This window comes from Sphingomonas sp. GlSt437, assembly GCF_048015635.2.
Lineage (GTDB): Bacteria > Pseudomonadota > Alphaproteobacteria > Sphingomonadales > Sphingomonadaceae > Sphingomonas.
In genome coordinates this window covers 840,196-865,615 of sequence record NZ_JBPGYA010000001.1, presented here as the reverse complement: position 1 = coordinate 865,615, position 25,420 = coordinate 840,196, and the positions used below count along the sequence as shown (strand labels likewise).

The window sequence follows — 25,420 nt, the reverse complement described above, 5'->3', positions numbered from 1 at the left end:
GGTGAGGCAGCGCAGATTATCGCTTGACGCCGCAAAGTTGTCCGGACAAATTTAAGTGATGCATGGGCCCATACCATCCTCGCCCGCCACCGGGCTGACCAGCTTGCTGTTCGTGCCCGGCTCGGCACCGGCGCGCTTTGCCAAGGCGCTGGCGAGCGACGCTGATATGGTGTGCATCGACTTGGAAGACGCGGTGGCGGCCGACGCGAAGGATGCGGCGCGAGCGGCGGCGATCGCGGCAATCGGCCCGCGCGTCGCCATTCGGGTCAACGCGGTGGAGACGGCAGCGGGCAAGGCCGATCTTGCCGCGTTGGCCGCCGCGTCCGCGCGACCCGACATGGTGCTGTTGCCCAAAGTCGAGACCGCTGCGGAGGTTGCGGTTGCGCGTGGCGCGCTGCTCGGCACCGACCTCGTCCCGCTAATCGAGTCGGCGCGCGGGCTTCGGCTCGCGCACGAAATCGGCGCGGCACCCGGCGTCGTCGCGATGATGTTCGGCGGCGGCGATCTCGCCGGTGAGCTTGGCGTAGCGCTGGCCTGGGAGCCGCTCGCGGTGGCGCGGGGGCTGTTCATCCTCGCTTGCGCCGAAGCGGGCGTGCCGGCGATCGACGTGCCGTGGATCGCGCTCGATGATGCCGACGGCCTGGCTGAGGAATCGCGCCGCTCTCACGCGATCGGCTTCCAGGCCAAAGCGGCAATTCACCCGGCGCAACTCGATGCGATCCACGCCGCGATGCGCCCCTCGCTCGACGATGTCGCAGAGGCTCGCGCGGCTATCGCCGCTTACGAAGCCGCCGGTGGCCGCGCCATCCGCCACAATGGCCGCATGCTGGAGGCGCCGATTATCCGGCGGTATCAGCGGATCGTCGCGATGGCGAAGCCCAGGGAGCTGGTCGATGCGTGATGGGGTCAAAGAGGTCGCACCCGGCCGCTTTCGGGAAGTGCAGGGCCGCTATTTCGAGGAATTCGTGGTCGGCCATGTTTATGAGCACCGGCCGGGACGCACGATTACCGACGCCGACAATGTGTGGTTCACGCTGCTGACGATGAACACCCATCCGGCGCATTTCGACTATGAATTTTCCAAGAAGACCGAGTTCGGCAAGCCGCTGGTCGTCAGCCCGTTCACCATCGCGCTGATGACCGGGATGAGCGTGTCGGACACAAGCGGCAAGGCGATCGCCAATTTGGGCTGGGACGAAGTGCGGATGACGCATCCCCTTTTCGTCGGTGACACGCTTTACGCCGAGAGCGAAGTGCTCGACAAACGCGAGAGTAAAAGTCGCCCGGACCAGGGCATCGTGACCTTTCGTACCGTCGGCAAGAATCAGGACGGCACGGTGGTCAGCACCTACAAGCGCACCGTGCTGGTGTGGAAACGCGGCCATGGACCCGCCGATGACTAAGAGGATATGACGATGGCGACCGCGCTGACGTTGGATCATAAGACCCCGGCGATCGACGCCGATGAGGAGGACGCGCTGCTCGACGCGGTGGCGCGCTGGGTGGACAAGGAAGTCCGCCCGGTCGTAATGAAATACGACCATGACGACATCTGGCCGGCCGAGCTTGTTGCGCAAATGGCCGAGATGGGCCTGTTCGGCGCGACAATCGGCAAGAAATATGGCGGCCTGGGCCTGCCCGCCGTCACTTACGCCAAGATCGTCGCGCATATTTCATCCTATTGGATGGCGATCACCGGCATCTTCAATTCGCACTTGATCATGGCGGCGGCAGTCGAACGCTTCGGCACTGAGGCGCAGAAGCAGAACTGGCTGCCCAAATTCGCGAGGGCGGAAATCCGCGGCGGCATCGCGCTGACCGAACCCAATGCCGGCACCGACTTGCAGGCGATCCGCACGACGGCGGTGCGCGATGGCGATGACTATGTGATCAACGGCACCAAGACGTGGATTTCCAACGGCATCCAGGGCAGCTGCTTTGCGACGCTGGCCAAGACCGACCCGCAGGCCAATCCGCGTTATAAGGGGATGAGCCTGTTCCTCACCCCCAAGCAGGACGGCTTCACCACGGGCAAGAAGTTCGAGAAGCTGGGCTACAAGTCGATCGACTCGGCTGAGCTGATCCTCGACGATTACCGCATCCCCGCCAATTACCTGATTGGCGAGGTGGAAGGGCAGGGGTTCTTCCAGGCGACCGGCGGGCTCGAGCTTGGCCGCATCAACGTTGCCGCGCGCGGGGTAGGGCTATCCGAGGGTGCGCTGCGATTGGCCACCGAATATGCGCAGCTGCGCCAAACGATGGGCAAGCCGATCGCCGAGCATCAGGCGATCCAGCTCAAAATCGGCGACATGGTGACGCGCGCGCGCGCTGCCCGCCTGCTCACCTTCGATGCGGCCGCCGCTTACGATCGCGGCGAGCGCTGCGACATGGAAGCCGGCATGGCGAAGTATTTCGCGTCGGAAGCGGCGGTGAAGAATGCCGAGGAAGGCATGCGCATCTTCGGCGGCTATGCCTATTCCAAGGAATATGAGATCGAACGCTATTACCGCGACGCGATGCTGATGTGCATCGGTGAAGGCACCAACGAGATGCAGCGGATGATCGTCGCCAAGCAATGGGTCAAGCGGAATCCGGTGTGATGCGCAGCGCGGCCACGACCAAGCGCCGCTTGGGCGCGGACTCGCGCCAGCACGGACGGGCGGTCAGGCAGTCTTGCTGCCTGAGCCGCTTCGACGACAGGCGCGGCTTTGCCGCGACTGAAATGCGCCGCGGATGAATCGCCCGCTCCCCCTCTCCGGCTATCGTATTCTGTCCGCCGAGCAATATGGCGCGGGCCCCTATGGCACGATGTTTCTTGCCCAACTCGGCGCCGAGGTGATCAAGATCGAACCGCCCAAAGGCGGCGACAGCGCGCGCCAGTCCGGCCCCTATTATCTTGGGCCCGATGACAGCCTGTTCTACCAGACTTTCAACCTCAACAAGCGATCGCTGACGCTCGACACCCGGACCGAGGCAGGGCGCGCGGTGCTGCATCGCCTGGTCAAGACTGCCGACGCCATTACCAACAATGCTCGGGGCGATCTGCCGGCCAAGCTTGGCCTCGACTATGCGACCCTGGGGGCCATCAACCCCGCCATCGTCTGCGTTCACGCCTCCGCTTATGGCCGCAGCGGAAAGCGCGCGTCATGGCCAGGCTATGATTATCTGATGCAGGCCGAAGCGGGCTTCATGGCGATGACCGGCGCGCCCGATGACCCGCCGACGCGCTTTGGCTTGTCGATGGTCGATTTCATTACCGGGACGATGCTGGCGACCGCGACGCTCGCCGGGCTGATCGAGGCAAGAGCCACCGGCAGGGGTCGCGATTTCGACCTGGCGCTGCTCGATGCCGCGCTCCACCAGACCAGCTATCCGGCCTTCTGGTACCTGAACGAGGGCTATGAGACGGGTCGCGCGCCGCGTTCGGCACACCCGTCGGTAACGCCGAGCCAGGCATTCCGCACCGCCGACGGCTGGGTGTTCGTGATGGCGCAGTTGCCTAAATTCTGGGCACTGCTCGCCGACGCGATCGGCGCAGCGCACCTGAAAGACGACCCGCGCTTTGCAACCGTGCCTGACCGGCTGAAGCATCGCGACGACCTGACCACCATTCTCGACGGCATCTTTCTCCAGCAACCGACCGATTATTGGGTGGCGAAATTGGGCGGCGTGGTTCCCGTTGCACCGATCCACGGCCTGGCACAGGCGCTCGACAATCCGCGTGCCGCCGACATGCTCGACACCGTGGAACATCCCAACAAGCCGGGGAGCATGCGCGTGCTTGCCAACCCGATCAAGCTCGATGGCGCGCGGCTGCCCAATCGCGCCGCGCCAAAGCTGGGCGCCGATACCGATGCCGTGCTCGCCGAGGCGGGTTTTGCGCCCGAGGAGATCGCAGAGCTGCGCGCTGATGGCGTGATCTGATGGGCAAGCTTGCCGGCATCAAGGTCGTCGATCTCAGCCTGTTTCTGCCAGGCCCGATGATGACGCTGATGATGGCCGATCAGGGCGCGGACGTGAACAAGGTTGAGCCTCTGGCAGGTGACCCCGCGCGGGCTATGGAGCCGTTCGAGGCAGGACAGTCGGTGTGGTTCCGTAACCTAAATCGCGGCAAGCGCAGCGTCGCGCTCGACCTCAAGACTGATATCGGACGGGAAGCGCTGTGGGCGCTGATCGATCAGGCCGATGTGCTGGTCGAGGGCTTTCGTCCGGGGGTAATGGCGCGGCTGGGGTTCGATTATGCGGTGGTCGCTGAACGCAATCCGCGGATCGTCTATTGTTCGATCAGTGCGTTCGGCCAGCAAGGTGCGCTCGCCCATCATCCCGCGCATGACATGGCGGTGCAGGCGCTGGCGGGGTCGCTGTCGGTCAATGACGGCCCGGACGGAACGCCAGTGGTGCCGGGCGTACCGAGCGCCGACATGGCGGCGGGGCTGACCGCGCTTTCGGCCGTGCTGATGGCGTTGATCGGCCGCGAGCGGACGGGGCGCGGCGACCATATCGATATCGCCATGTTCGATGCGCTGCTGCCGTGGAGTGCGCATGTCGCGGGCAGCGCGATTATGGGCGGTGATGCGCCCCGGTCAGCAACGCAACGATCCCTGGGCGGCGCGGCGTTCTACAACGTCTATCGCACCGCCGACGGCCGCTACATCGTGTTGGGCGGGCGCGAGGCGAAATTCGTCGCCAACCTGTTGACGGCGCTGGGCCGCCCCGACCTGATCCCGCTGGGTAATGCTCCTGCTGGCGAGCAAGGCGCGCTGATCGATTTCCTGCGCGCGACCTTTGCAGCCCGGACGGGCGACGAGTGGGTGGACTGGTTCGCCGATCGCGATGTCGCCTTTGCGCCCGTGCTCGATTATGGCGAAGCCTTCGCTTCGCCGCATATCGCCGAACGGCGATTGCTGATCGAGGCGGAGGGCGCACACCATATCGCTCCTGCCATCCGTTTCGCCGAGAACGATTGGCAGCCCAGACCGGCACCGGAGCTGGGCCATGGCTGAGCCGCTAGCGCTCCACCTCGATGTGCATGCTGTAGGCGAAGCGGTCGCCGGGGTGGTGACTGGCCGAAATTTCGATCACCCGACCCGTATCGTCGAGATAGCAGCGCAAAATCCTGAGGCAAGCGCTGCGCCGCGCGACGCCGAGCGCGGCTGCCACATCGGCGCTCGCCGGCACCGCCTGAATGTCCTGCGTAACCTGCGCGATGCGGATTTTGCCGAGCGTTTCGATCTGGCGGAAGATCGTCTGCGCAGCGGGGTCGATGCGGTCGGCTATGTCGCGCAGGTCGGGGTGGACATAAGCATCGGTCACCGCGATCGGGCGGCTGCCATTGCTACCCGACCTCAACCCACGAAAATGCGGCCATTTCCCCGGGGCGAGCGCTTCGCCAATCTCCACGACCAGTTTCTTGGGCAGGCGCACATCGCCGGCGCGGCCAAAGGCGAAGTGTGTGTCGCGAGCATACTGCAGGATTTCGCCGACGTTGGACAGCGGCTGATGCAGCGCGCCGCCCCGCGCCGCCGCCGGCTGGATGACGGTACCCGATCCGCGCCGCCGCTGGATCAGGCCCTCCTGCTGCAAGGTGCGCAGCGCCTCGCGCACGGTGAAGCGGCTGACGCCATAGGTCCGGCACAGCACCGCCTCGGTCGGGAACTGCTCGGCCTGCGGAAAGGCGCCGGCCGCAATCTGCGCGCGCAGATCTTCAGCGACTTCCAGATAGCGCGGCTTGCGGGCGACGGGTGCCTCCTCGATCAAGCGGGCAGCCGCAGTGGCGGTGTTCAAACAACGTCTCCTTCGCAGCCGCCCCTAGCCGGGACCGGCCGGTGAACGATACTTCCCTTAGCCTAAGTGAGCGGCTGGCGCAGCATTTGTTGCGACCTGTGCCCGAAAATGTCCGGACAAAGGCGCGGTTGCACTTGGTCGACTGGCTGGGGTGCGTCGCGGGTGCGCGGCACAGCGCGGTGGGCGAGGTGCAGCATCACATGGTACAGACCGCGCCTTTGCGGGCCGCGCTGCTCGGCAATGTGCTGGAGATGGATGACGTCCACCGTGCCGCAATCCTGCATCCTGGTCCCGTCGTCTGGCCGACGGTGCTGGGCGATGCCGATCAGGGCATGGCGGCAGTGCTCGATGCAGCGGTGCGCGGCTATGAGGCGACGATCATCGTCGGCGCGACGTTCGATGCGGCGCATTATGCGTTCTGGCACAACACGACGACAGCGGGGGTCTTCGGGGCGGCAGCGGCGGTTGGCAGCCTGTTCGGGCTCGACGAGGCACAGCTCGCTTCGGCGCTGGGGCTGGGGGGATCGGTGGCAGGCGGGCTGTGGCAGACCCGGCACGAACCGCAAATGGCCAAGCAATGGCATATCGCGCATGCGCTGCAGACGGGCGGCGCGGCGGCGTGGCATGCGGCGAATGGCGTGACCGGCCCTCGGTACATTCTGGAAGGGCCCCAGGGCCTTTATGCCGCGACGTGTGAAGCGCCCAAACCGATGGTTCTAGGCGAAGGCTGGCGGATCGACGAAGTCAGCTTTAAGCCCTGGGGGGCATGCCGCCATGCCCATCCCGCGATCGACGCGGCGTTGGCGTTGCGAGCGCGGGGGACGCTCGATTTCCCGATTGCCGTGGAAACCTTCGCCGACGCGCTGGCCTTTTGCGATCGGCCCGAGCCGACCACGGTGCATGAGGCGAAATTCTCGCTGCAGCACGCTGTCGCGGTGGTGGCGGTGCGGGGAGAACCGCGTCTCGAGGATTTCGAGCCCGACGCCATCGCCGCGCTCGCCGAGGCGCGGTCGCGGGTGACAGTGCGCGCGGACCCAATGATCACCTCGCGCTACCCCGACCATTTTGGGGCGACCGTCATCGCGGGCGGCGACCGCGAGGCACTGATCGACACGCTTGGCGATCCTGAACGACCGCTGTCGCGCGACGGCATTATCGCCAAGGCAGGCGCGCTGATGGAGTGGGGTGGACTCGACCCGGCACAGATCGAACGCGGGGTGACGCTGGCGTTGGACAGCGACGATGCCGAGGGCGTTGTCGGCTGGCTCGAGGAAATCCTGTGACCGTCCCGTCGCCGGCCACCCAGCGATTGCTCGATTTCGTGCGGGCGGCGCACCGGCTGCCGTCCCAAGTCCGCGCTGATGCCGAACGACTGCTTGCCGACACGCTGGCGGTCGGCGCTGCCGGATCGACCGCGCCGGGAGCCGATGGCGTGCTGCGCGCGGCGATGGGTTGGGGCAGAGGGGAAGAGGCCAGGGTATTGGGCAGCGATCAGCGTCTCCCTGCCGCGTCCGCCGCTTTCGTCAATGCCTTCCGGATTCATTGTCTCGAATGGGACGCGGTGCATGAGCCTGCTGTCGTCCACGCGCTGTCGGTCGTAACAGCCGCGCTCGGGGCGAGCATCGACCGGATGGGCGGATGCAACCCCGATGCCGCGCTGACCGCGCAGGCCGTGGGCGTCGACATTGCCAGCGGGCTTGGCATCGCGGCCACCAGCCCGCTCAAATTCTTCCGGCCTGCCACCGCCGGGTGCATCGGCGCGGCACTGGCGGTCGCGCGGCTGGAAGGCGTCGAGCCGCTCGAGGATGTGCTGGGCCTCGCTTATTCCTTTTGCGCAGGGACCATGCAGGCGCATGTCGAAGGATCGATCGCCCTGCCGCTGCAGGTCGCGAATGCGGCGCGGTCGGCGATCATGGCGGTCGATCTTGTCAAGGTCGGGCTGACCGGACCGCATGATGCGCTGGAAGGGCGGTTCGGCTATTTCCAGCTGATCGATGACGGGGCGCTGGCCACCTACACGGACGCCATCGGTGAACACTGGCTGATCAGCGAGGTCTCGACCAAACCTTATCCATCTGGGCGGGCGAGCCATGGCCTGCTCGGGTCGATCGCAAACCTCACCGTCGCCGCTACGGATATCGTCGCTATCACAGGATATGTGCCGCCCCTCATCCACCGGCTGGTCGGTCGGCCGATGCGGAGCGACATGGCACCAGCATACGCTCGGCTGTGCGCGCCATTTCTGGCAGCGCTCATGCTGACCGATGGAAAAATTGATCCTCGCCGCTTCGAATCGGCGGCGTTTCAAGATCGGGAGCTTCAGGCGCTCGCAGCCAAGGTTTCGATTGAGATCGACGCCAATGCCGACCCGAATGCGCTGTCCCCACAAGGATTCTCAATCGAGCTGCGCGACGGCTTTATCGATGTCGAGGTTCCCCGGACCCTCGGCAGTCCGGAGGCGCCGCTTTCGCCAATGCAAGCCGCCGCCAAGCAAGGGCTGGCACGCGAATTGGCACCGGACGCCGACCCTCGCATTTTCGACGATCCCCTCGGCTGGTTCACGGAGCCGCAATGACTTTCCCGACCTATTTCGAAGCCTTTGACGCCCGACAGATGCTCGCTGATTATCCCATCGGCGAGGCGTTCGTGCAGCGCTATACCGGCATGAGCCGCGATGAACTCCGCGCACTTCAAAATGCACGCTTCCTGAAGCTGATGGCGCGCGGCTGGCAAATCCCGTTCTACCAGCGGCTATGGGGCAATCAGGGCATTGAGTCGGGCGACATCCGCAGCCTCGACGACATCACCAAGCTACCAGTCTATGATAAGGCCGACCTGATGGCCTCGATCGCCGATCATCCGCCTTATGGCGACTTCGCGGGGCTCGGTGCGGGAGGCGAACGATCACCGGTCATCTTCCACACCACCAGCGGCACCACCGGGCGTCCGCAGGCCCTGCTGTTCGGCCCTAAGGGCCGCGAGGTGACCAATCTGCTTGTCGGCCGAATGTATCGCTGGCAGGGGCTGCGCCCCGATGATGTCGTCCAGTCGGTCTATGGCCATGGCATGATCAATGGCGGGCACTATATCCGTGAGGCTGTAACCCACTTCACGAATTCGCTTTTCCTGTCGGCGGGCACCGGCATCGAGACGCGTAGCGCCAACCAAGTGCAGCTGATGGCGGATTTCGGTGTGACGGTGTTGGTGGGCTTTGTCGACTATATCCGCAAGCTGGCCGAGGTCGCGCGCGACGCCGGACTGATCGAGCAAATCGGCATCCGCATGATTTGCGGGCATCTCGGCACCGAGGACCGCGCCTCGACCGAAGCCGCGTGGGGCGGCGCCAAGGCATTCGACTGGTACGGCGTCGGCGATACCGGATCGATCGCTGGCGAGGGCCCTGAGCGCGACGGGCTCTATGTCTGGGAAGACGCCCAGTATCTGGAGCTGCTCGATGTCGATACCGGCACGCCGGTGGGCACCGGCGAAACGGGCGACATGGTCGTCACTTGCCTGTTCAAGGACGATGTCGCGCCGTGTATCCGCTTCAACACGCACGACATCACGCATGAGCTGGGCGGGCGGGGCGAAATCGCCTTCAAGCGCATCGCGGGCTTCAAGGGGCGCAGCGACAATATGGTCAAGCTGCGCGGCATCAACGTCTTCCCACATGCGATCGGCGCGATCATCGAGAATCGCAGCGACCTGACCGGCGAATATGTCTGCCGCCTGACCCGCGACCCCGCGACGCAGCGCGACGACATGCTGGTGGTGCTCGAAAGCCGCGGCGGCAGCGATCAGGCGCAGCTGGCGGCGCTGCTGCGCCAGGGGTTGAATGTCGAGGTGCAGGTCGCGCTGGTCGCGCCTGGTGAAACCGCGACGCTGACGCAAATCGACGTTCGCCAAAAGCCGATCCGGCTGATCGACGAGCGGGGCTTGTGATGCTCGACTTGCCGGCCCTGATGCTCGCCAACGCCCCGCTTCACGCGTTCGTCGATTGGGACCGGACGGCGGCGTTCGGGCAGGGGCCGCTCGGCGATCTAACGGTCGGCGTCAAGGCCAATATCGCGGTCAGGGGTCTGCCCTGGACCGGCGGCATGGGCCTGCGCCGCGAGATTATCGCGGAGCGCGATGCGGCGGTGGTCGCCGGGCTGCGCGCGGCGGGTGCGGCGATCCTCGGCACGCTCAACATGCACGAGGCGGCGCTGGGGGCGACGACCGACAATCATTTCTATGGCCGCACCCACAACCCGCACTGCATCGGCCATACGCCGGGCGGATCCTCGGGCGGCAGCGGCGCGGCGGTCGCGGCGGGGCTGTGCGACTTGGCACTCGGCACCGATACGCTCGGCTCGATCCGCATTCCGGCGGCCTATTGCGGGATCTATGGCCTGAAGCCGACGCACGGCGCGGTCAGCACCGATGGTCTCGTCTTCCTCGGCCGGCGCTTCGACAGCATCGGGCCGCTGGCGCGCTCGCTCGACGTCATCACGCGCGCCTGGGCGGTGATCGCACCGGGGCATGACGCGGGCGAGGCGCCCTTTGCTGGTGTCGTGACGCTCGCGGGGCTGGCAGGGGTCGAGGTTCAGCCCGCGGTCACTGCAGCTTACGATCGCGCGCTCGCCGCGATCGGCCTGCCGACGACTCCGCTCGCCTTGCCCGCCGCGCCCACCAAAATCCGGCTGGTGGCGCTGGCCGAGATAGGGCGTGAACTCGCCGCTGATATTGGCGAGGCGCGCGTGTCCCGCCGCGGCGATTTGTCGCCCGAGCTGCACTTTGTGATTGGCGCGCTTGAAGCTGCGCCGCTTGACCGACAGCTGCTCGATGCGACCAGGGCAGCGCTGGTCGAGGGGCTCGGCGAGAACCGGGTTCTCGTGATGCCGACCGCGCCGCAGGCCGCCTTCGCACACACGCCGCGCCCGCCCGCGACCCAGGCCGATTTCACGACGCTCGCTAACGTCGCCGGCCTGCCTGCGCTGGCGGTGCCGGCGGGGACCGACGCGGAGGGATTGCCGGTCGGCATCCAGCTGGTCGGCCCGGCGGGCAGCGAGACGCGGCTGATCGCGCTCGCCCGCGCGCTGGAACCCGCGCTCGGCGGCGCGGTACCGCTGCCACGGATCTGACGAGGAGAGACGCATGCGCATCATCTGCCTGTTCGACCTGAAGCCCGGCGTCGCCGCTGCCGATTACGAAGCCTGGGCGCGCGGCACCGACATTCCCGGCGTCAATGCGTTGTCGTCGGTGGTGTCGTTCACCGTCCACCGTTCGACCGGCCTGTTCGGATCGGATGCCAAGCCGCCCTATGACTATATCGAGGTCATCGACATCACCGCGATCGACCCGTTCGTGGCAGAGGTAACGACCGAGGCGTTTCAGAGAGTCGCCGCTAAGTTTCAAGACTTCGCTGACAACCCGACCTTCATCCTGACCGAGGATTTGTAATGGGCCGCTTCACCGGCAAAACCATCGTCGTCACCGGATCGGGCAAGGCAAAAGGGCTGGGCCAGGCAATCCTCCAGCGCTTCGCTGACGAAGGCGCGAATTGCGTGTTGTCCGATCTCGCCATTGATGGCGAGGCGCAGGCGGTGGCGAAGGAACTCAATAATCGCGGCGCGGCGGTCACGGCGATTGCCTGCGACGTATCCTCCGCTGCGCAATGCCAGGCGCTGGTCGATGGCGCGGTCGAGGCATTTGGCGGCATCGACATCTTCGTCAATAACGCAGGCATCGGCTTCATGATGAAGCCGCTGCTCGACGTCGTTCCAGCCGATTGGGATAAGGTGATCGCGGTCAATCTTTCGGGTGCCTTCTATTGCACCCAAGCCGCGGCGAAGAAGATGGTCGCGGCCGGCAAAGGCGGGCGGATCATCAACATCGCGAGCCAGGCGGCCAAGACCGGCTTTCCCCATCTGCCTGCCTATGTCAGCTCCAAGCACGGCATGGTCGGGCTGACACGTGCCTCTGCGGTCGAACTCGGCCCGCACGGCATCACCGTCAACGCCGTCTGCCCCAATCATGTGACCACGGGGCTGGGTGCGCAGCAGAACGCCTATTTCTCGAAGCTCTTGGGGTTCGACAGCGTCGAGGCGTATCTCGCCAACATGGCCGCCAAAAACCCGATGGGCCGCCCGGGCCTCGCCAGCGACACTGCTGCCGCCTGCGCCTGGTTGGCGAGCGACGACGCGGTCTATGTCACCGGCGAGGCGATCAACGTGAGCGGTGGCGAGGAGATGCACTGAGCCAAATGCGTCACTCCAGCGAAAGCTGGGGTCGCGTGAGGCTTGAGACCCCAGCTTTCGCTGGGGTGACGGAGGTGGGATGAAAGAAGAACGCATCGACTGGCCGGGCGGCGCGAAAATCGCGCTCAGCATCGTCGTCAATGTCGAGGAAGGCAGCGAGACGACGGTTGCCCGGGGCGACAAAGGGATGGAGCCAGTCGACGAACTCGGCATTCATATCAAAGCGCCGATCCGCAATTACGGCAACGAGTCCAACTATCTCTATGGTATCAAGGCCGGCGCACCGCGCGTCGTGAAGCTGCTGCGGCAGTATGACGTGATGGCGAGCTGGACCGTCGCGGCGCTCTCTCTCGAAAACCACCCCGAGATTGCCGCCGCCATCCGTGAGCTGGGGCATGAGCCGGTTAGCCATGGCTGGCGCTGGGTGCATCAGTTCAAGATGGACGAGGCGCAGGAGCGCGAGTTCATCCGCAAGGCGGTCGCATCGATCGAAACCACTTGCGGCTGCCGCCCCTATGGCTGGCTGTCGCGCTATCTCCACACCGACAACACCCGGCGCCTCCTCATCGAGGAGGGCTTCGAGTACCACATGGACGATTATTCGGGCGACGTGCCTTTCTGGGATCGCGCGACGGTGCCAGGTCGGCCGATCGTCATCGTGCCCTATCAGCTCGATGACAACGACATGAAGATGTGGACCGACCCTGCCTACACTCCCGCCAATTGGCTCGATTACGCCCGGCGGACTTTCGACCAGCTTTATCGCGAGGGTGAGGAAGGCAACCCCAAGATGATGAGCCTCGGTCTGCATTTGCGCATCATCGGGCGGCCCGGACGTATCTGGGCACTCGAGGAGTTCCTTCGCCATGTCCGCGCCCATGAGGACGTTTGGGTAGCGACGCGGCGGCAGATCGCGGCGCATTTTCGGGAGGTGGAGCCGGGATGAGGGATAGCTGGAAAATCCTCCCCAGTAAGGAGTTTGGGGTCGGATCGTCCCCCGGACGATCCTTGGCCATGCAGGGCATGGCCAACCCCAAACTGGGGACCGCGCGTGTAGCGCGTGGTGGAGGGGTATGCCGCTATCGAGAGGGTGATACCCCTCCGTCGGCGCTTCGCGCTGCCACCTCCCCTTACAGGGGAGGATTTAGATGACGATCCGACTCGAACGAGAAGGCCGCATCGCGCACCTGCTGATCGATCGCGCGACCAAGCGCAACGCCATCACCCAGGCAATGTGGGATCAATTCCCGCCGCTGATCGCCGAGGCAATGGCTGACGATGCGGTGCGCGTCTTGATCCTTCGCGCTGCCGAGCCGGGGGCGTTCTCAGCGGGTGCCGACATTGCCGAATTCGCAGTCTGTGCGCGCGACCCCGAATGGCGAGCGGCCAACCAGGCAGCGATCGCGCGCACCCAGATCGACCTAACGCGCGCGCCCAAGCCGGTGATCGCGATGATCGAGGGCGATTGCGTCGGCGGCGGCTGCGGGCTGGCGCTGGCGTGCGATGTCCGCGTCGCCACGTCTGCCGCGCGGTTCGGGATTACGCCTGCCAAGCTGGGGCTGGTCTATTCGCTCCACGACACCAAGCTGCTGGTCGATCTGGTCGGGCCGGCGCAGGCCAAGCGCATCCTGTTTACAGCGGGGCTGATCGATGCGGGCGAAGCGCTGCGCATCGGGCTGATCGATATTCTTGACGGCGATGCGGTGGCCCTGGCCGAGTCAATCGCGGCTAATTCACCGCATTCTGTGCGCCAGTCAAAAGCGATCGTCCGGCGCATCCTCGACGGCCAGTCGCACGATGATGCGGCGACCGAAGCCCTGTTCGCCGAAGCCTTTACGCTGCCCGATTTCGACGAGGGGGTGAGCGCGTTTCTCGACAAACGAAAGGCCGAGTTTTGACCGATTTCCTAACCCATGGCCGCATAATCGGCGGCACCGCTACGGTGCCTGATCTCGACCTCGCGCTCGCAGATTATCGTGACCGGTTGGGGCTACGTGTCGTCGAGCAGGGCACCATCCCCGCCGACCTCGCCGCATCCTGGGGATGCCCCGCCACCGCCGGCGCGCGCTATGCGGCACTCCAACCCCTTAGCGCCACGCCGTGCACCGTTCGGCTTGTCGAGCAGCCGCTCCCCGCCGACTTCGTCCCGACCACGACCTTTGGCTGGGCGGCATTCGAGATTAATGTGCAGGATGTGTTCGGTTGGCCCGATCGACTGGCGGGATCGGGCTTCGATATCATCGGGGAGCCCAAGGAAATTCCGGGTCTGCCCTATTTCGTTGCCATGCAAATGCTCGGGCGCGGCAAGGAAATGATCTACCTCAACGAAGTGCGGTCGGACACGCCGACCAGCGACTTGCCCCGGGCGCAATCGCCCGTCGATCGCATTTTCATCACCATCCTGGCGACACCCGATCGCGCCGCGACGCTGGGTTGGTATCAACGCCATCTCGGACTGGAAGAGGGGGGCAGCTACACCATCCCGTACACGATGATCTCGCGGGCCTTCGGACTGCCGGCAGATACGCTGCATAGTCTGAGCATGGCGCAAATCGGTCGGATGCCGATCGTCGAGATCGATGACTATCCGGCACAGGCGACTGCGCGCCCGCGGCTGCCAGGCAGGCTACCGCCTGGCAATGCGATGGTGACGCTGGCCGTCGACACTCTCGACGACCGAGGATTGGAATTCCTCGCACCACCGAGCAGCCGCGATGGCCCGGTCTATGGCGGGAGAAGGGTTGCAACCGTGATCGGCAGTGCGGGCGAGCTGATCGAGCTCGTCGAGATATGACTCCATTGCGCCGTCAGCCGCTGATCTTCGGCGCTTCAACCAATAATATCTGGCAATCGGCCAGGCCGTCGCGCAGCTTCTTGATGTCCTGATATTCCGGCGAATGCCAAAAGGCTTCTGCCGCAGCCAAGTCCGGCCACTCCGAAATCACCATCGACGTGCCTTCGCCAAAGCTGCCCTCCAGTAGCCGTACGCCCGGGCCGCGCAGGAGATATTGCCCACCGAACTGCTCGACCAACGCGGCAGCAGCCTTGCCATAGCCGTTGATAAACGCCTCGCGGTCGTAAATCTTGGCGGTGACGATCATATAGGCTGGCATTCTTGCTCCATCAGTCGCTGTAGCAGTGGCAAGTTGAAATTGGCATCAGGCGCGGCGCTAGGATAACGCCATCCGGCGGTCTGGATCGTAACATGCCGCATGATGGTGCTGTCAATCTAACGCGAACCGCTCTCTCCACGATGCAAATCGACCTTTGAGCTAAAGGCTTAGCTGGCGAGCGACCGCCACTCGGCTAGCGCGGCCGAGCGGTGTTCCTTGTAGGTCCGACGATTGACGAGATGGCGTTCGAAATTGAAGTGATTGTGGACGTTGGCGTGCACGCTGGCGAACTTTTGCAGGCTCTTCATCCGTCGGAACCTAAGCATCGTATGCTCCCGTCTTCGGAACGACAGGTGATTGTTCTCGACCCTGTTGTTGGCCCAGCGGCGAACCTCCCGCTTCTCGCGATTGCCGAGCTCATTCATCGCAGCACCGTAGCAGCGCAGCCCGTCCGTCGTGATCGCTTCCGGTGGGCCGTGACGCTTCAGTGCCTTCTTCATGAAGCGCAGCGCTTCGTCCTTGTCGCGGGTCTCGGTGACGTAGCTCTCAAGGATCTCGCCTTCGCGATCGACGGCTCGCCAGAGGTAGACCATCTCGCCGCTGGGTGTTGTCAAAGCAACGGGGCAGGGGCGCTTGGAGCCGAGTTTCGCCCCCTTCCGACCTCCTTCCGGAGGTCAGACCAGAGCACATCCAGGAACGAGCCGGACGAGTTCGTAAGCACTGACAGCCCGCTGACCATAGCCTGCGTCGTTGGTCTGACAATGCCCCCTTTCAATTTCTGCAGCGTCGGCTCCTGACGTCTTCATCCGGTAGATCGCTAACCAGCGTAATCTACGGCATCTTTGATAAGCTGATGGAAGCGGGCCGTTGCGTTTTGAATTGCAGCAGAATTGGCGCCAATTTCGACATCTACATCGTACTCGACACGAACCTTACCATTTTTGTAGTAGAGCCGCGCAAAGCGATGGTCACTGTTCCATGCAACAGCCTTGTCAGGGCTGCCCGTGAACGAAACAAAATATTGCAAGGAGCTGCAACGACCTTCCTTGCAGCCATAAAAAAAGATCTGGAAAGGGATCTCGGCGCCTTTGATCTTAAAGCTCGCGCTCACCATTGGGTCGCCGCTGCTATCCTTAGTGAGAACAGCGCCATCCTCCATTGCTTTAAGGTCTGTAACTACATCTTCGCCAGTAACGCCGCCATTGGGATAGTCTTTGGCGAATGCCGGTGCAGACGCGGTCGAAATCATTAGCGCGAGCAGACTTAATGAATATAGATACATGATTATATTCCCTTCATTAAGGTAATGTTTTCATGGATTGCCTAGACTTCTATATAAGGGTTTTAGCAATCTCTGATCATTATTTATGCAGGAATGTCATATTATAAGATCGATCACTAATTACAAATGCTGTAATTATTATGATATGGCTTGCCATTACATGCGCACATGGCCCAAATTTGAAAGTGAAGAGCGCGCGCAATCCTGCCAACTGGGTCATAGCAGGTTGGTGAATGTTGCTCGGTCAATTGGGGAGACCAGCCGTGAAAGTATTGAAACAAATCAGATATGGTTGCGGACGGCAGCTGCGATCCACTTGGTTTTGGCCATGCGCACTCGCGACGACATTGGTCGCTCCCGCACCCGCCCAAGCGGCTGCGCAGGCGTATGAGGATCTGCAAAGATATATGCAGGAGGCGCAAGCCGACTCTGAGCAGGCCGATGCTTATCGCGCTCAGGCACTACAAGCATTCCAAAGCAATGACCGGGACAGTGGATGCTCAGCGCTTTCAAGCGCGGTTCGCTACTATGGGCGCGGCATCAGTGCGCTTGGCCCAGCACATATGGCAGCTACACGCCAATATGTTAACGATCCACAAACCAGCATACAAAATGACCGCGTTGTCAGCCGCGCCGAGGCGGAGCTTGAACAGGAACAACGCAAAATGAATCAAGCTTATTCTAAAATGTGCCGATGACACCGCTGGTCTCAGCGTTAGTATGGCCTGCCCTGACGTGCGGAGTCTTGGCGATAATTGTCACTAAGCAAGCTTGGCTTTTAAATTTTGCTTTTTGGCAGCGAGAAAGACGACCTAGGATAACTTTCATAGTCATCGGCGATCTTCATAAAGAAGGGTCCTTCCCTGATACGAACTGTTCATTTTGCATTTAGAACGCTTTTGCTGAGTCAGGGCGCATTCACTCTAAAGAATTTTAGCCAAACCACGAAGCCGTCATTTTTCTGTCTGATGCCTCGAAGTGCTCCCATTACGAACTTCAAATCCGCACAACAAAAGAGCTTTTATAGTTGTAGCGAAAGCGTATCGGGCGAGGTAACTCGATGAGGCGCGGATGGCCAGGTCGCCACACAAAGGTGGTTGGGCAGCGCTGTGCGCCGAAGCCGCCGCAGTTGCTGCCGTGCAGGTCAGTGACCAAAGCCGGATGACCACCGAGTAATCGCCAATGATGCGAACGCACCTGGCGGTCGAACACGAGCACGGCACGTCCGTTGGGTAAACCTCGCCAAACCATCAACCGACATCCCCCAGTGCCGCAAAACCCCGATCCAAGTTGCGCAAAATTCAGCTCCCAATCGAGGACTCGATCGCCATCAACATCGATGCGGCGGGCCGCCGAGACTATTTGTGCGCGGGTGGGTTCGGTCGGATAGCGATGCCGCCCGAGCTGAGTGGCATGCAGAACCTCGATGACGACGATTCGCGGAACGGCTTGATGTAGCGTGGCTTGGGACACAACTGTCACCGGCAAAATGACCGCCAAAGTAGCTTGAAGACTCCCACCAAAGATGTAGCGCATTTAGAAACCTTCGATGAGCGCACCCCCTGCAACTGGATTGCGCAACTTATTGATGACCGCAATTTGCTCAGACGAAAGCCATTGCTCGCATCCTAACGGCATTTGTAATTATCGGCGTTGCGCGATCGGGACGATGGGAACCTGCGCCGCTTGTCGCATTCGAGCATATCGGCATATCTCAACGGCGAGGGTTGTAGCGAGGCGGGAGCTGTGGTCGGCATTCGGCAATTGGTGTGTCAGGGGTTGTCCGCGCTTTCGCTTAGCGCTCTTGCCGCACCGTCGTGTGCGGAAGGTCCTCGGGCGACCGGGTTGGCCGAGCAGATCCAGCAGGCCGACGAAGCGATCTACGATGTCGATCCGCCGGCTGAACGCTTTCGTATCGAGTCGTTGCAACGCGACGCGGCAAGCTATCCCTACGTCGATCCAACGAGCCTGGCGACGCTTGATCGGCTTAGCGGCATGCTGAAGTCAAGTGCAGGCAACTTTGACGAAGCTAGCGCCGACTACGATCGTGGAATCGCCCGACTTACAATTGCAGGGTTGACTGAGGGCGACGCCATGGCGCGGTTGCTTGTCGCTAAAGCAGCGATCGAGCAACAAAATGATCATCTTTCGAGCGCCCGCGCCCTGGCTCAAAAAGCTGAGGCAATGTTGATCCGCTTGCACGGGACAGAATCTCCCGAATTAATCGAGGTTCAATGCGCACTGGGATTGATTGATTACCTGGAGGGCAGGCTCAGTGAAGCAATCGAACATTACCAGATGGGCCTAAGCCATTCACCCGTCCGTGCGCGCGATCATGTTGCGCATGCATCGCTCAGCTTAGATTTGGCGGTCTTTTCCGACCGTTACGGCGACAGTCTGGCGATGATGCGCTATGCTCGTCAGGCTCTTGTTGAGGCTCAGGCATTTATGCCAGCGCATCATTCATCGTGGGGAGCAATTTACTCTAATTCCGCAAGCTTCTACACGGGGATGGGGAGGTTCGATGAAGCTGCCGAATTCGCTCAGCGAGCGATCGACTTCTGCAAAGAGCGGTTTGGCGAGGTTAGTTTCGAACTTGGCAACAGTCAGCGCTTTCTTGCGATCGTTCGTCTGCGGCAGGGTCGCCTCGATGAGGCGTTGCATCTCATCGACCTGGCGCTAGCGAATCTTCGCGTTGCTAAGATTGATGCCGGCAATCGTTTTGTCGAAGGCGACACCTACAGAGCACTAGCCCGTACGGAGCTTGCACGGCACCATCCTCAATTAGCCGAAGCAGCAGTTCGAAAGGCATTTGCCTCACTCGCGCGCAATCATGTCAAGACGGGCTTCGAGGCGCTCCTCAACTATGAGCTCGCGCTCGCCCAGACAATGGCCGGGCGTTATACGGATGCCCTTGCCTCGGTAGACAAGGCTCTGGACTCGCTGCGCAAGAGGCGCGCGCCCTATGAGACTGACCGGACCAATGCAGAAACCTTGCGGGCCCGAATTCTCGCGCGATTGGGGCGTACGACCGAAGCCTGGACAGGGGCGCTTGTGGTAGGCCAAGCGATGACAGCGCGACTTGCCGATCTCCGGGTTGGCCAGCGTGTTCTGGCATCCTCGGCAGTCGATTACCGAGTGAATTTTGGGCGATTGGCCGAGATCGCGGTCGCTGCCCATCAAAATGAAGCAGCATTCCGCTATGCGCAACTTGCAGCCTATTCCGAACTTGCAAGTTCGAGCGTGGCGCTTGCCGCACGGGCAGCAGCGGCTAACCCTGAGGCGGCCGCACATGTTCGCGCATTGCAGGATATGCAAGTGCAGCTCGATCACCTGGAACGCAGGCGCAATTTTGCGCTCGCGAGCGGCGGCAGCGATGCTGCGAAACTCTCTGCCCAAATCACGACTAGCGAGACTGCGGTGGCGCGCGAAGCAGATGCGGTACGTCAAACTTTCCCCGGTTATGACGCTTTGACCCAAGCGCAACCCGAAGCGCCCGATACCGCCTCACGAGCCCTCAAGCCGGGCGAGGCGCTGCTACTGCTCGCGCCAAGCGATGACCGGCTCGCAGTACTCGTTCTTTCACAGCGCGGGCTGACTGCCACAAGTTCGGCGCTCGATTCCGTAACGCTCAAAGCGTCAGTTCAAAGAATTCGCAGCGCGATCGATCAGCACAAGTCAATCGCTCTGTCCGATAGCTGGGCCCTCGGTCGGCATGTATTCGGTCCCACTGTGCTCAAAGCGCTTAGCGGCATCCGCGAGCTTAGCGTAGTCGGGTCTGGGCCGTTGATGACCCTACCGCTAGGGATGTTACTAACCGCGCCGCCTGTCCAAGGCGGGCTGCGTGCACAACCCTATGCGATCCGCAAATTTGCGTTGGCGGTGCGCCCGCAACTCACGCAAGCGCTCGTAAGCAACAAACCAACCAGCTCGGCATTCCTTGGGGTTGGCGCGCCGGCGCTGGGCCCGGCGCGGGAATGGCTACGGAGCGGAGCGCGTCTCGCCGCCGCTAAGCCTGCCCTTGAGGATGGTATTGCTGATGTAGGCGTCCTTCTTGAGCTTGCCAGCCTCCCCGGATCAGCTGGTGAACTTCAAAAGATCGCCAGGTCAATCCCCGCCCCCGGCAACCGAGTTCTAACTGGCCAGGCGGCAACTGAAGCGGCGTTCCGCGCTGAGCCCCTGGACGCCTACGGAGTCATTGCATTCGCGACCCACGGCCTTGTGAGTGGGGAACTCGAAGGGCTGAACGAGCCCGCGCTAGTCCTCACTCCACCCGCTGGTAAGGCCGTATCTTCGGACAACGACGGGCTGCTCACTGCTTCGGAAATCGCGGGGCTCCATCTCAACGCGCGATGGGTGATTCTCTCGGCTTGCAATACGGGCGCGGGTATCGACGCTGGCGCAGCAGGCTATTCCGGCTTGGCACGCAGTTTCATCCAAGCAGGTGCGCAGAGCTTGCTGGTCTCGCTATGGCCTGTGCGCGATGATGCTGCCGCCAGGCTCAGCGCAGATACTGTCCGTTACGCCACGCACGGCATGACCCAGGCACGCGCGCTGCGTCGCGCCACCCTCGACTTGATCGCCGATCGCTCGATCGCCGATGGCGGCAACCCTGCAGTTTGGGCACCGTTTTCGCTGGTGCGGCAATGACCGGTCAACGACTGTTGCTCATCGAGGACGAGGTGGAGACCGCTACCCTGATTAGCGAAGTGCTGACGGGGGAAGGATACGAGATCCTCTGGCACAATCGCGGAGACGCCGGGTTGAGAGCCGCTGCCGCCGAACCATTCGCGGGAATCGTTTTAGACCGCATGCTCCCTGATTTCGAGGGCACGACGATCGTCGGGCGATTACGCGCGGCAGGGGTTAGTTCGCCTGTATTGATGTTGTCGGCGCTCGCGCGAAGCGAGAACAGGGTGGAAGGGCTTGACGCGGGTGCCGACGATTATCTCGGCAAGCCTTTCGAGCCCCAGGAGCTAATCGCTCGGGTCCGTGCGATGCTGCGCCGTGCGACTAATCCGGTCCCTGGTGCAGTCATGATTTATGGCTCGCTTGAACTCCATGTGAAAAGCCGCCACGCACATCGCGCCGGAAAACATATTGCGCTATCGCCACGCGAGTTCGACATCCTCAAATTCATGATGGAACACGCTGGCGATGTCGTAACCCGGCAAATGCTCCTGCGCGCGGTCTGGAACCTTGGTTTCGATCCGCAAACCAACGTAATCGATGTTAGTATGAGCCGCCTTCGTCAGAGGCTCGACGAAGGTTTTGTCACGCCGATGATCGAAACTGTGCGTGGCGCTGGATTCAGGCTGCTCACCGGCGAAAAGCCATGATCGCACTGCCGCAGCGTTCCCTGGTCTTTGGGGTCGCGCTGAAGGTAACGGTAGCAGTGGCGGTGACTGCAGCAGCGCTATTTGCGGCCATCTACCGCGAGGTCGAGCTCAGCACCCGCGCCCTAGCACAAGCCGCGATTGACGCCGATCTTGCAGGGCTTGTCGACGCTCAAACAGCGCAAGGTATTGAGGGGCTCTCGGCAAGGATCGCTGACCGCCTCGCATTTAGCCCGGGTGACAGCAACAAGCCCTTTTACCGTCTCGAGGATACCAATCGTCGGCCGCTTGCTGGAAATCTCGCGTATTGGCCTGTTGCCGATCCGGTAACCTCCCCGTCGGGAGTCTTTCGAACTCCCGATGCCACCCCGGTGCAATACCGGGCCACCGTCCTGCGTGGTGGCTATCGGATGCTCGCTGGTCGTGCTGTAACCGAGTCGGATCGGTGGCTCACCCGGTTGGAATGGTGGTTCGGCAGCGCATTTCTCGTCATTGCCTCGCTTGCCTACGCGATCGGTCATCTTGCTGCAGCCGGCTTGAATCGCAGGATCGCAGCTATCAATATGGTGTTCGCGCGTTTTGGAGCCGACGGCCAGGGCCCGCGCGCTATAGTTGCGAAACCAGGAGACGAGATTGACTCCTTAGCGGAGCAGCTCAATACGCTGCTCGACCGTACCGAGCGATTGCTCGGTGCGCGCCGCGATCTTTCGAATACGATCGCACACGAGATACGCACGCCTCTCGTACAGATTAGCGCCCTGATCGCGAAGGCTCGAGGGGCTGGCGAACTCGCTCAAAGCGAGGCTTTGCTTTGTGCTGCCGAGAAACGTGTCCATGGGCTCCAGCGAATGCTGGACGCATTGCTCGACATCGCTGCAAGCGAAGCGCAGCGCGGCGAAATGAACAGTCTTGCCGAGGTCGACCTTGCCGAGCTGGCGCGCTCGCTGGTCGAGCTATACGCGCCGAGCGCAGAAAGCCTGGGGCTTACTTTCGAGGCGGACATTGCTCATTCTGTCCCGATGCGGGGTGTTCCCGTCCAACTCGCCAGCCTTCTCGGCAACCTTCTCGACAACGCGCTCAAATACGCAGCAAGCGGCAGGCTTATTCGCTTGACGGTCAGCCCTGGTCCGGTGATCGTGATCGAGGATGATGGCCCAGGAATTCCATCAGATCTTGCGCCACACATTTTCGAACGGTTCCGCCGCGGCGCGAGCGGGACGCGAACGAGCCAACCTGGCGGGCACGGATTGGGCTTGGCTCTGGTACGTGCGATCGCCGAACGGCACGGACTGACGGTCGCGCTGGAAGCGAGCGAGGGAGGACTGAGTGGTGCGCGCTTTGTCGTTCGTTAGTGGGTTCGCACTGCTGGCGGCAGTGCCCATCGGTCCAGGCAACCAGTCCAGAATTTCAGAGGTTGCGAAGGCTCTCGCTGCTGGGGACGCGGCAGCGATTGCTCATAATCCAAGACGCCTGATGCTCGCCGCCGCAGCGCTGGCAGAGCACGGTGCCCATCCTGTGGCGGCAACTTCTGGCAATGATCCCTCTGGGGCTGCTCGCGATGGCGACAAGGCGGTTGAATGGGGACATTTAGCGGTACAGTGGGGCGCTCAACCGTATAGAGTCTTACCGTGGCGCGGGCGGATGACTGGCCCAGGTTATCGGTTCCTTCAACTGGCACCACATGCGCGCTTCCAGACGAGACAGGTGTTCATGGGAGGTCAATCGGCACGAGTGGAATTGGTCACGCTTGCGCAAGGCCTGGCTCGGCTGAGCGTCGTCGTTGCTGGTCCTTCGCCGCGCTGCTTCCGTGAGGCGAGACGCGGCATATTAGTCTGCGCCTGGCGCCCGGTCTATTCGGAACCACACGAGATTACAGTCGAGAATGATGGCGCCACAGCCGCGCGATACTATCTCGTGACTTCTTGAGCATCCTAACGACTTTTGTAACGTGTGACGATGGTGGTTGCTGCTTAGTTGCTCTCGCACTTGTTAATCGCGGGGGACACCATGGCATCGAGGATCCACAAGCTGCTTGCGCTAGCCGCGGTTGCCGGCTCCCTACTGGGCACGCCACGCGCATATTCAGGCCCGCTGGGCAATTTGATTAATAAACAGATAAACAGCCACGGCGATGGACCGATCTGGAGCGAGCACTTAGAAAGCTTCAAGGGCGTGAATCAAGTTGTCTTGGGGCAGTTTACAGTAGTATTTCTTACTAAAACGGTGTCCTATTCCGGGGGCGGATTTTTTTCGAACAACAATGAGTCGAAAGCTATCGGCCAGCTAGCAGGAGTCGACAGTTCGACTTTTCAGCGAGTAACCGATGCGATTTTTGAAGATTTCAAAGCGAAACTTGCACATCAAGGGGTTACCGTTGCCGACCCCGCCGGTTACTATGCAAACCCTTATTATCAAAGGGTTCATTCAGAAGAACAGGGCCATCCGGTCACGGTCCCGCTTGAGGACAAGCAGAGTGTCGAAGGACAAGCGTGGTGGCCTACGACGCTGGCACACCATGATAACATGGCGCTGGCGTTACGGTTTATGGATGCGGGGGTGCGCGATGTTTACACCGCTCAATATGACTATGCCCGCAATGCCAAAATCCCTGTGCTCAACGTGGTATATGTCGTGGATTTTGCCGAACCGGCGAAAAGCAGCGGGGCGGGGATCTTCCAATCGCTGAACGTTAAGGCCGAGATCGCTATTTCGCCGCGTGGGTCCCAGCTACAGTTGATGGATACATCGGGTAAGGTGGGGAAACTGGTAATAAATAAGCCCCTGGTCGAGGGTGGCTCATTTGCAGAAATAAAAAACATCACGTCTGGCGTACAGAAAACAGCTGAAACGGCTCAAATGCTCGGTAATATCGGTGGCGCATTGTTTGGAGGGAGCCACTCTAACCATATGTTCGGTAAACAGATGCGAATGGATCGGCGGATTGAATACAGCGTTACTGATCCAAAGGTATACGGCGACCTTGTTGTCCATGCCGGTAGCCAAACCAATGACCTGATACTTGGGCAGTTTGGTTTAGCTCGTTAGAGCAATCAGCTCATTACAAAAGCAACAGCGATTTGTAAGCGGTGTCCTCAGGCTACGGCGATCTACGGCATGACTTGCCTGACGTTGCTTCGAGTATTCTGTATATAGACAGGGTCTAGCTTGCAGCTCCGGCTGACAATCACGGGGTTGCGAGACGCGCGACTAGGAATTTGGAGACTGGAGAGAACTGGCGACCCAAGGGTCCGTTGGCGGTGGCGCAGGTGGTTGCTCGGCAAATTGTACTAGTGTCGGGTCAATCTCCGCCCAGGCCGGCGCTTCGCATGTCCAGATGGCAGTTCGGGGGGAGAGGCCATGTGGCTGGTTGAGAGTGCCAAGGCGTATCGCAGTCAGGTGCGGCGCGGCCGAACTTAGTCCACAAATTTGCGTGCCACAGGAGACGCAGAAGCAGTTAGTAGGCTCATTCCCGCTGGCGGCGATATAGCCGTTGCGGGCTAGCGGACCAGTTATGCTCACGTCACAGGACTTGAAGATCGCGTTTTGTGTCGGACCACCCGACGCACGTCTCTGGCATTGGCGGCACCAGCACTGGACGACATCCAGCGGATCGCCGGATATGGCGATCTTGACTGCGCCGCACAGGCATCCGCCGGAAATGGACAT

General features: G+C 62.0%; 24 protein-coding genes and 1 pseudogene. 19 read left to right on the top strand and 6 right to left on the bottom strand.

Translation table 11 applies throughout. The features are described from left to right. Positions 1 to 58 precede the first annotated feature (58 nt). From ACLB0R_RS04425 to ACLB0R_RS04405, 5 genes are all read left to right on the top strand, one after another. Positions 59 to 901 (top strand): HpcH/HpaI aldolase/citrate lyase family protein, encoded by an 843-nt coding sequence (locus ACLB0R_RS04425; RefSeq protein WP_416643095.1) that lies wholly within the window; start codon positions 59 to 61, stop codon positions 899 to 901. Beyond that, complete coding sequence (locus ACLB0R_RS04420; RefSeq protein WP_416642135.1) at positions 894 to 1,403, top strand: MaoC family dehydratase; 510 nt, start codon at positions 894 to 896, stop codon at positions 1,401 to 1,403. The genes ACLB0R_RS04425 and ACLB0R_RS04420 overlap by 8 nt, the downstream gene beginning before the upstream one ends. Positions 1,404 to 1,409: 6 nt before the next feature. After that, positions 1,410 to 2,600 (top strand): acyl-CoA dehydrogenase family protein, encoded by a 1,191-nt coding sequence (locus ACLB0R_RS04415; protein WP_434953723.1) that lies wholly within the window; start codon positions 1,410 to 1,412, stop codon positions 2,598 to 2,600. Between the two features lie 133 nt (positions 2,601 to 2,733). Next, a complete protein-coding gene (locus tag ACLB0R_RS04410) occupies positions 2,734 to 3,924 on the top strand; it encodes a CaiB/BaiF CoA transferase family protein (RefSeq protein WP_416642133.1) in 1,191 nt (396 codons plus the stop codon). Beyond that, positions 3,924 to 5,003, top strand: coding sequence for a CaiB/BaiF CoA transferase family protein (locus ACLB0R_RS04405; protein ID WP_416642132.1), 1,080 nt, complete (start codon positions 3,924 to 3,926; stop codon positions 5,001 to 5,003). The genes ACLB0R_RS04410 and ACLB0R_RS04405 overlap by 1 nt, the downstream gene beginning before the upstream one ends. Before the next feature lie 4 nt (positions 5,004 to 5,007). On the opposite strand, the gene ACLB0R_RS04400 is transcribed toward ACLB0R_RS04405, so the two are convergent. After that, a complete protein-coding gene (locus ACLB0R_RS04400) occupies positions 5,008 to 5,784 on the bottom strand; it encodes a GntR family transcriptional regulator (protein ID WP_416642131.1) in 777 nt (258 codons plus the stop codon). A 41-nt stretch (positions 5,785 to 5,825) separates the two neighbouring features. Here ACLB0R_RS04400 and ACLB0R_RS04395 point away from each other — a divergent pair, with 41 nt between their 5' ends. The 9 genes from ACLB0R_RS04395 to ACLB0R_RS04355 all read left to right on the top strand — a co-directional run bounded on the left by ACLB0R_RS04395 (position 5,826) and on the right by ACLB0R_RS04355 (position 14,817). Continuing rightward, positions 5,826 to 7,067, top strand: a complete 1,242-nt coding sequence (locus tag ACLB0R_RS04395; RefSeq protein ID WP_416642130.1) for an MmgE/PrpD family protein — start codon at positions 5,826 to 5,828, stop codon at positions 7,065 to 7,067. Then, entirely contained in the window at positions 7,064 to 8,359 is a 1,296-nt protein-coding gene (locus tag ACLB0R_RS04390) for an MmgE/PrpD family protein (RefSeq protein WP_416642129.1), read from the top strand. The genes ACLB0R_RS04395 and ACLB0R_RS04390 overlap by 4 nt, the downstream gene beginning before the upstream one ends. Beyond that, a complete protein-coding gene (locus ACLB0R_RS04385) occupies positions 8,356 to 9,726 on the top strand; it encodes a phenylacetate--CoA ligase family protein (RefSeq protein ID WP_416642128.1) in 1,371 nt (456 codons plus the stop codon). Before ACLB0R_RS04390 ends, ACLB0R_RS04385 begins: the two co-directional genes overlap by 4 nt. Further along, entirely contained in the window at positions 9,726 to 10,907 is a 1,182-nt protein-coding gene (locus tag ACLB0R_RS04380; RefSeq protein WP_416642127.1) for an amidase, read from the top strand. Before ACLB0R_RS04385 ends, ACLB0R_RS04380 begins: the two co-directional genes overlap by 1 nt. 13 nt (positions 10,908 to 10,920) lie before the next feature. After that, entirely contained in the window at positions 10,921 to 11,226 is a 306-nt protein-coding gene (locus tag ACLB0R_RS04375) for an REDY-like protein HapK (protein WP_416642126.1), read from the top strand. Beyond that, positions 11,226 to 12,023: an SDR family NAD(P)-dependent oxidoreductase gene (locus tag ACLB0R_RS04370; protein WP_416642125.1), complete on the top strand. Its 798-nt coding sequence runs from the start codon at positions 11,226 to 11,228 to the stop codon at positions 12,021 to 12,023. The genes ACLB0R_RS04375 and ACLB0R_RS04370 overlap by 1 nt, the downstream gene beginning before the upstream one ends. Before the next feature lie 79 nt (positions 12,024 to 12,102). Beyond that, a complete protein-coding gene (locus tag ACLB0R_RS04365; protein ID WP_416642124.1) occupies positions 12,103 to 12,969 on the top strand; it encodes a polysaccharide deacetylase family protein in 867 nt (288 codons plus the stop codon). 202 nt (positions 12,970 to 13,171) lie between these two features. Further along, positions 13,172 to 13,921 (top strand): enoyl-CoA hydratase/isomerase family protein, encoded by a 750-nt coding sequence (locus ACLB0R_RS04360; RefSeq protein WP_416642123.1) that lies wholly within the window; start codon positions 13,172 to 13,174, stop codon positions 13,919 to 13,921. Further along, positions 13,918 to 14,817, top strand: coding sequence for a VOC family protein (locus ACLB0R_RS04355; protein ID WP_416642122.1), 900 nt, complete (start codon positions 13,918 to 13,920; stop codon positions 14,815 to 14,817). Before ACLB0R_RS04360 ends, ACLB0R_RS04355 begins: the two co-directional genes overlap by 4 nt. Positions 14,818 to 14,830: 13 nt before the next feature. On the opposite strand, the gene ACLB0R_RS04350 is transcribed toward ACLB0R_RS04355, so the two are convergent. From ACLB0R_RS04350 to ACLB0R_RS04340, 3 genes and pseudogenes are all read right to left on the bottom strand, one after another. Beyond that, the gene (locus ACLB0R_RS04350) at positions 14,831 to 15,124 is read right to left on the bottom strand and encodes a DUF1330 domain-containing protein (protein ID WP_416642121.1); all 294 of its coding nucleotides are present in this window, start codon (positions 15,122 to 15,124) and stop codon (positions 14,831 to 14,833) included. A 179-nt stretch (positions 15,125 to 15,303) separates the two neighbouring features. Continuing rightward, positions 15,304 to 15,738: pseudogene (locus tag ACLB0R_RS04345) on the bottom strand (IS6 family transposase); the annotation flags it as partial. 215 nt (positions 15,739 to 15,953) lie between these two features. Continuing rightward, complete coding sequence (locus ACLB0R_RS04340; protein ID WP_416642119.1) at positions 15,954 to 16,418, bottom strand: YbjN domain-containing protein; 465 nt, start codon at positions 16,416 to 16,418, stop codon at positions 15,954 to 15,956. Between the two features lie 263 nt (positions 16,419 to 16,681). Between ACLB0R_RS04340 and ACLB0R_RS04335 the strand changes: the two genes are divergently transcribed. Beyond that, positions 16,682 to 17,116, top strand: coding sequence for a hypothetical protein (locus ACLB0R_RS04335; protein ID WP_416642118.1), 435 nt, complete (start codon positions 16,682 to 16,684; stop codon positions 17,114 to 17,116). A gap of 298 nt (positions 17,117 to 17,414) precedes the next feature. Here ACLB0R_RS04335 and ACLB0R_RS04330 read toward each other — a convergent pair whose 3' ends face one another. Beyond that, positions 17,415 to 17,954 carry a hypothetical protein gene (locus tag ACLB0R_RS04330; RefSeq protein ID WP_416642117.1) on the bottom strand — a complete coding sequence of 180 codons (540 nt, stop codon included), beginning with the start codon at positions 17,952 to 17,954 and terminating at the stop codon, positions 17,415 to 17,417. 309 nt (positions 17,955 to 18,263) lie between these two features. Between ACLB0R_RS04330 and ACLB0R_RS04325 the strand changes: the two genes are divergently transcribed. The 4 genes from ACLB0R_RS04325 to ACLB0R_RS04310 all read left to right on the top strand — a co-directional run bounded on the left by ACLB0R_RS04325 (position 18,264) and on the right by ACLB0R_RS04310 (position 24,799). Further along, complete coding sequence (locus tag ACLB0R_RS04325; RefSeq protein ID WP_416642116.1) at positions 18,264 to 21,068, top strand: CHAT domain-containing protein; 2,805 nt, start codon at positions 18,264 to 18,266, stop codon at positions 21,066 to 21,068. Continuing rightward, a complete protein-coding gene (locus tag ACLB0R_RS04320; RefSeq protein WP_416642115.1) occupies positions 21,065 to 21,757 on the top strand; it encodes a response regulator transcription factor in 693 nt (230 codons plus the stop codon). The genes ACLB0R_RS04325 and ACLB0R_RS04320 overlap by 4 nt, the downstream gene beginning before the upstream one ends. Further along, positions 21,754 to 23,106 carry a sensor histidine kinase gene (locus tag ACLB0R_RS04315; protein WP_416642114.1) on the top strand — a complete coding sequence of 451 codons (1,353 nt, stop codon included), beginning with the start codon at positions 21,754 to 21,756 and terminating at the stop codon, positions 23,104 to 23,106. The genes ACLB0R_RS04320 and ACLB0R_RS04315 overlap by 4 nt, the downstream gene beginning before the upstream one ends. 655 nt (positions 23,107 to 23,761) lie before the next feature. Continuing rightward, positions 23,762 to 24,799, top strand: a complete 1,038-nt coding sequence (locus ACLB0R_RS04310; protein ID WP_416642113.1) for a hypothetical protein — start codon at positions 23,762 to 23,764, stop codon at positions 24,797 to 24,799. Positions 24,800 to 24,961: 162 nt separating this feature from the next. Here ACLB0R_RS04310 and ACLB0R_RS04305 read toward each other — a convergent pair whose 3' ends face one another. Next, complete coding sequence (locus ACLB0R_RS04305) at positions 24,962 to 25,420, bottom strand: GFA family protein (protein WP_416642112.1); 459 nt, start codon at positions 25,418 to 25,420, stop codon at positions 24,962 to 24,964.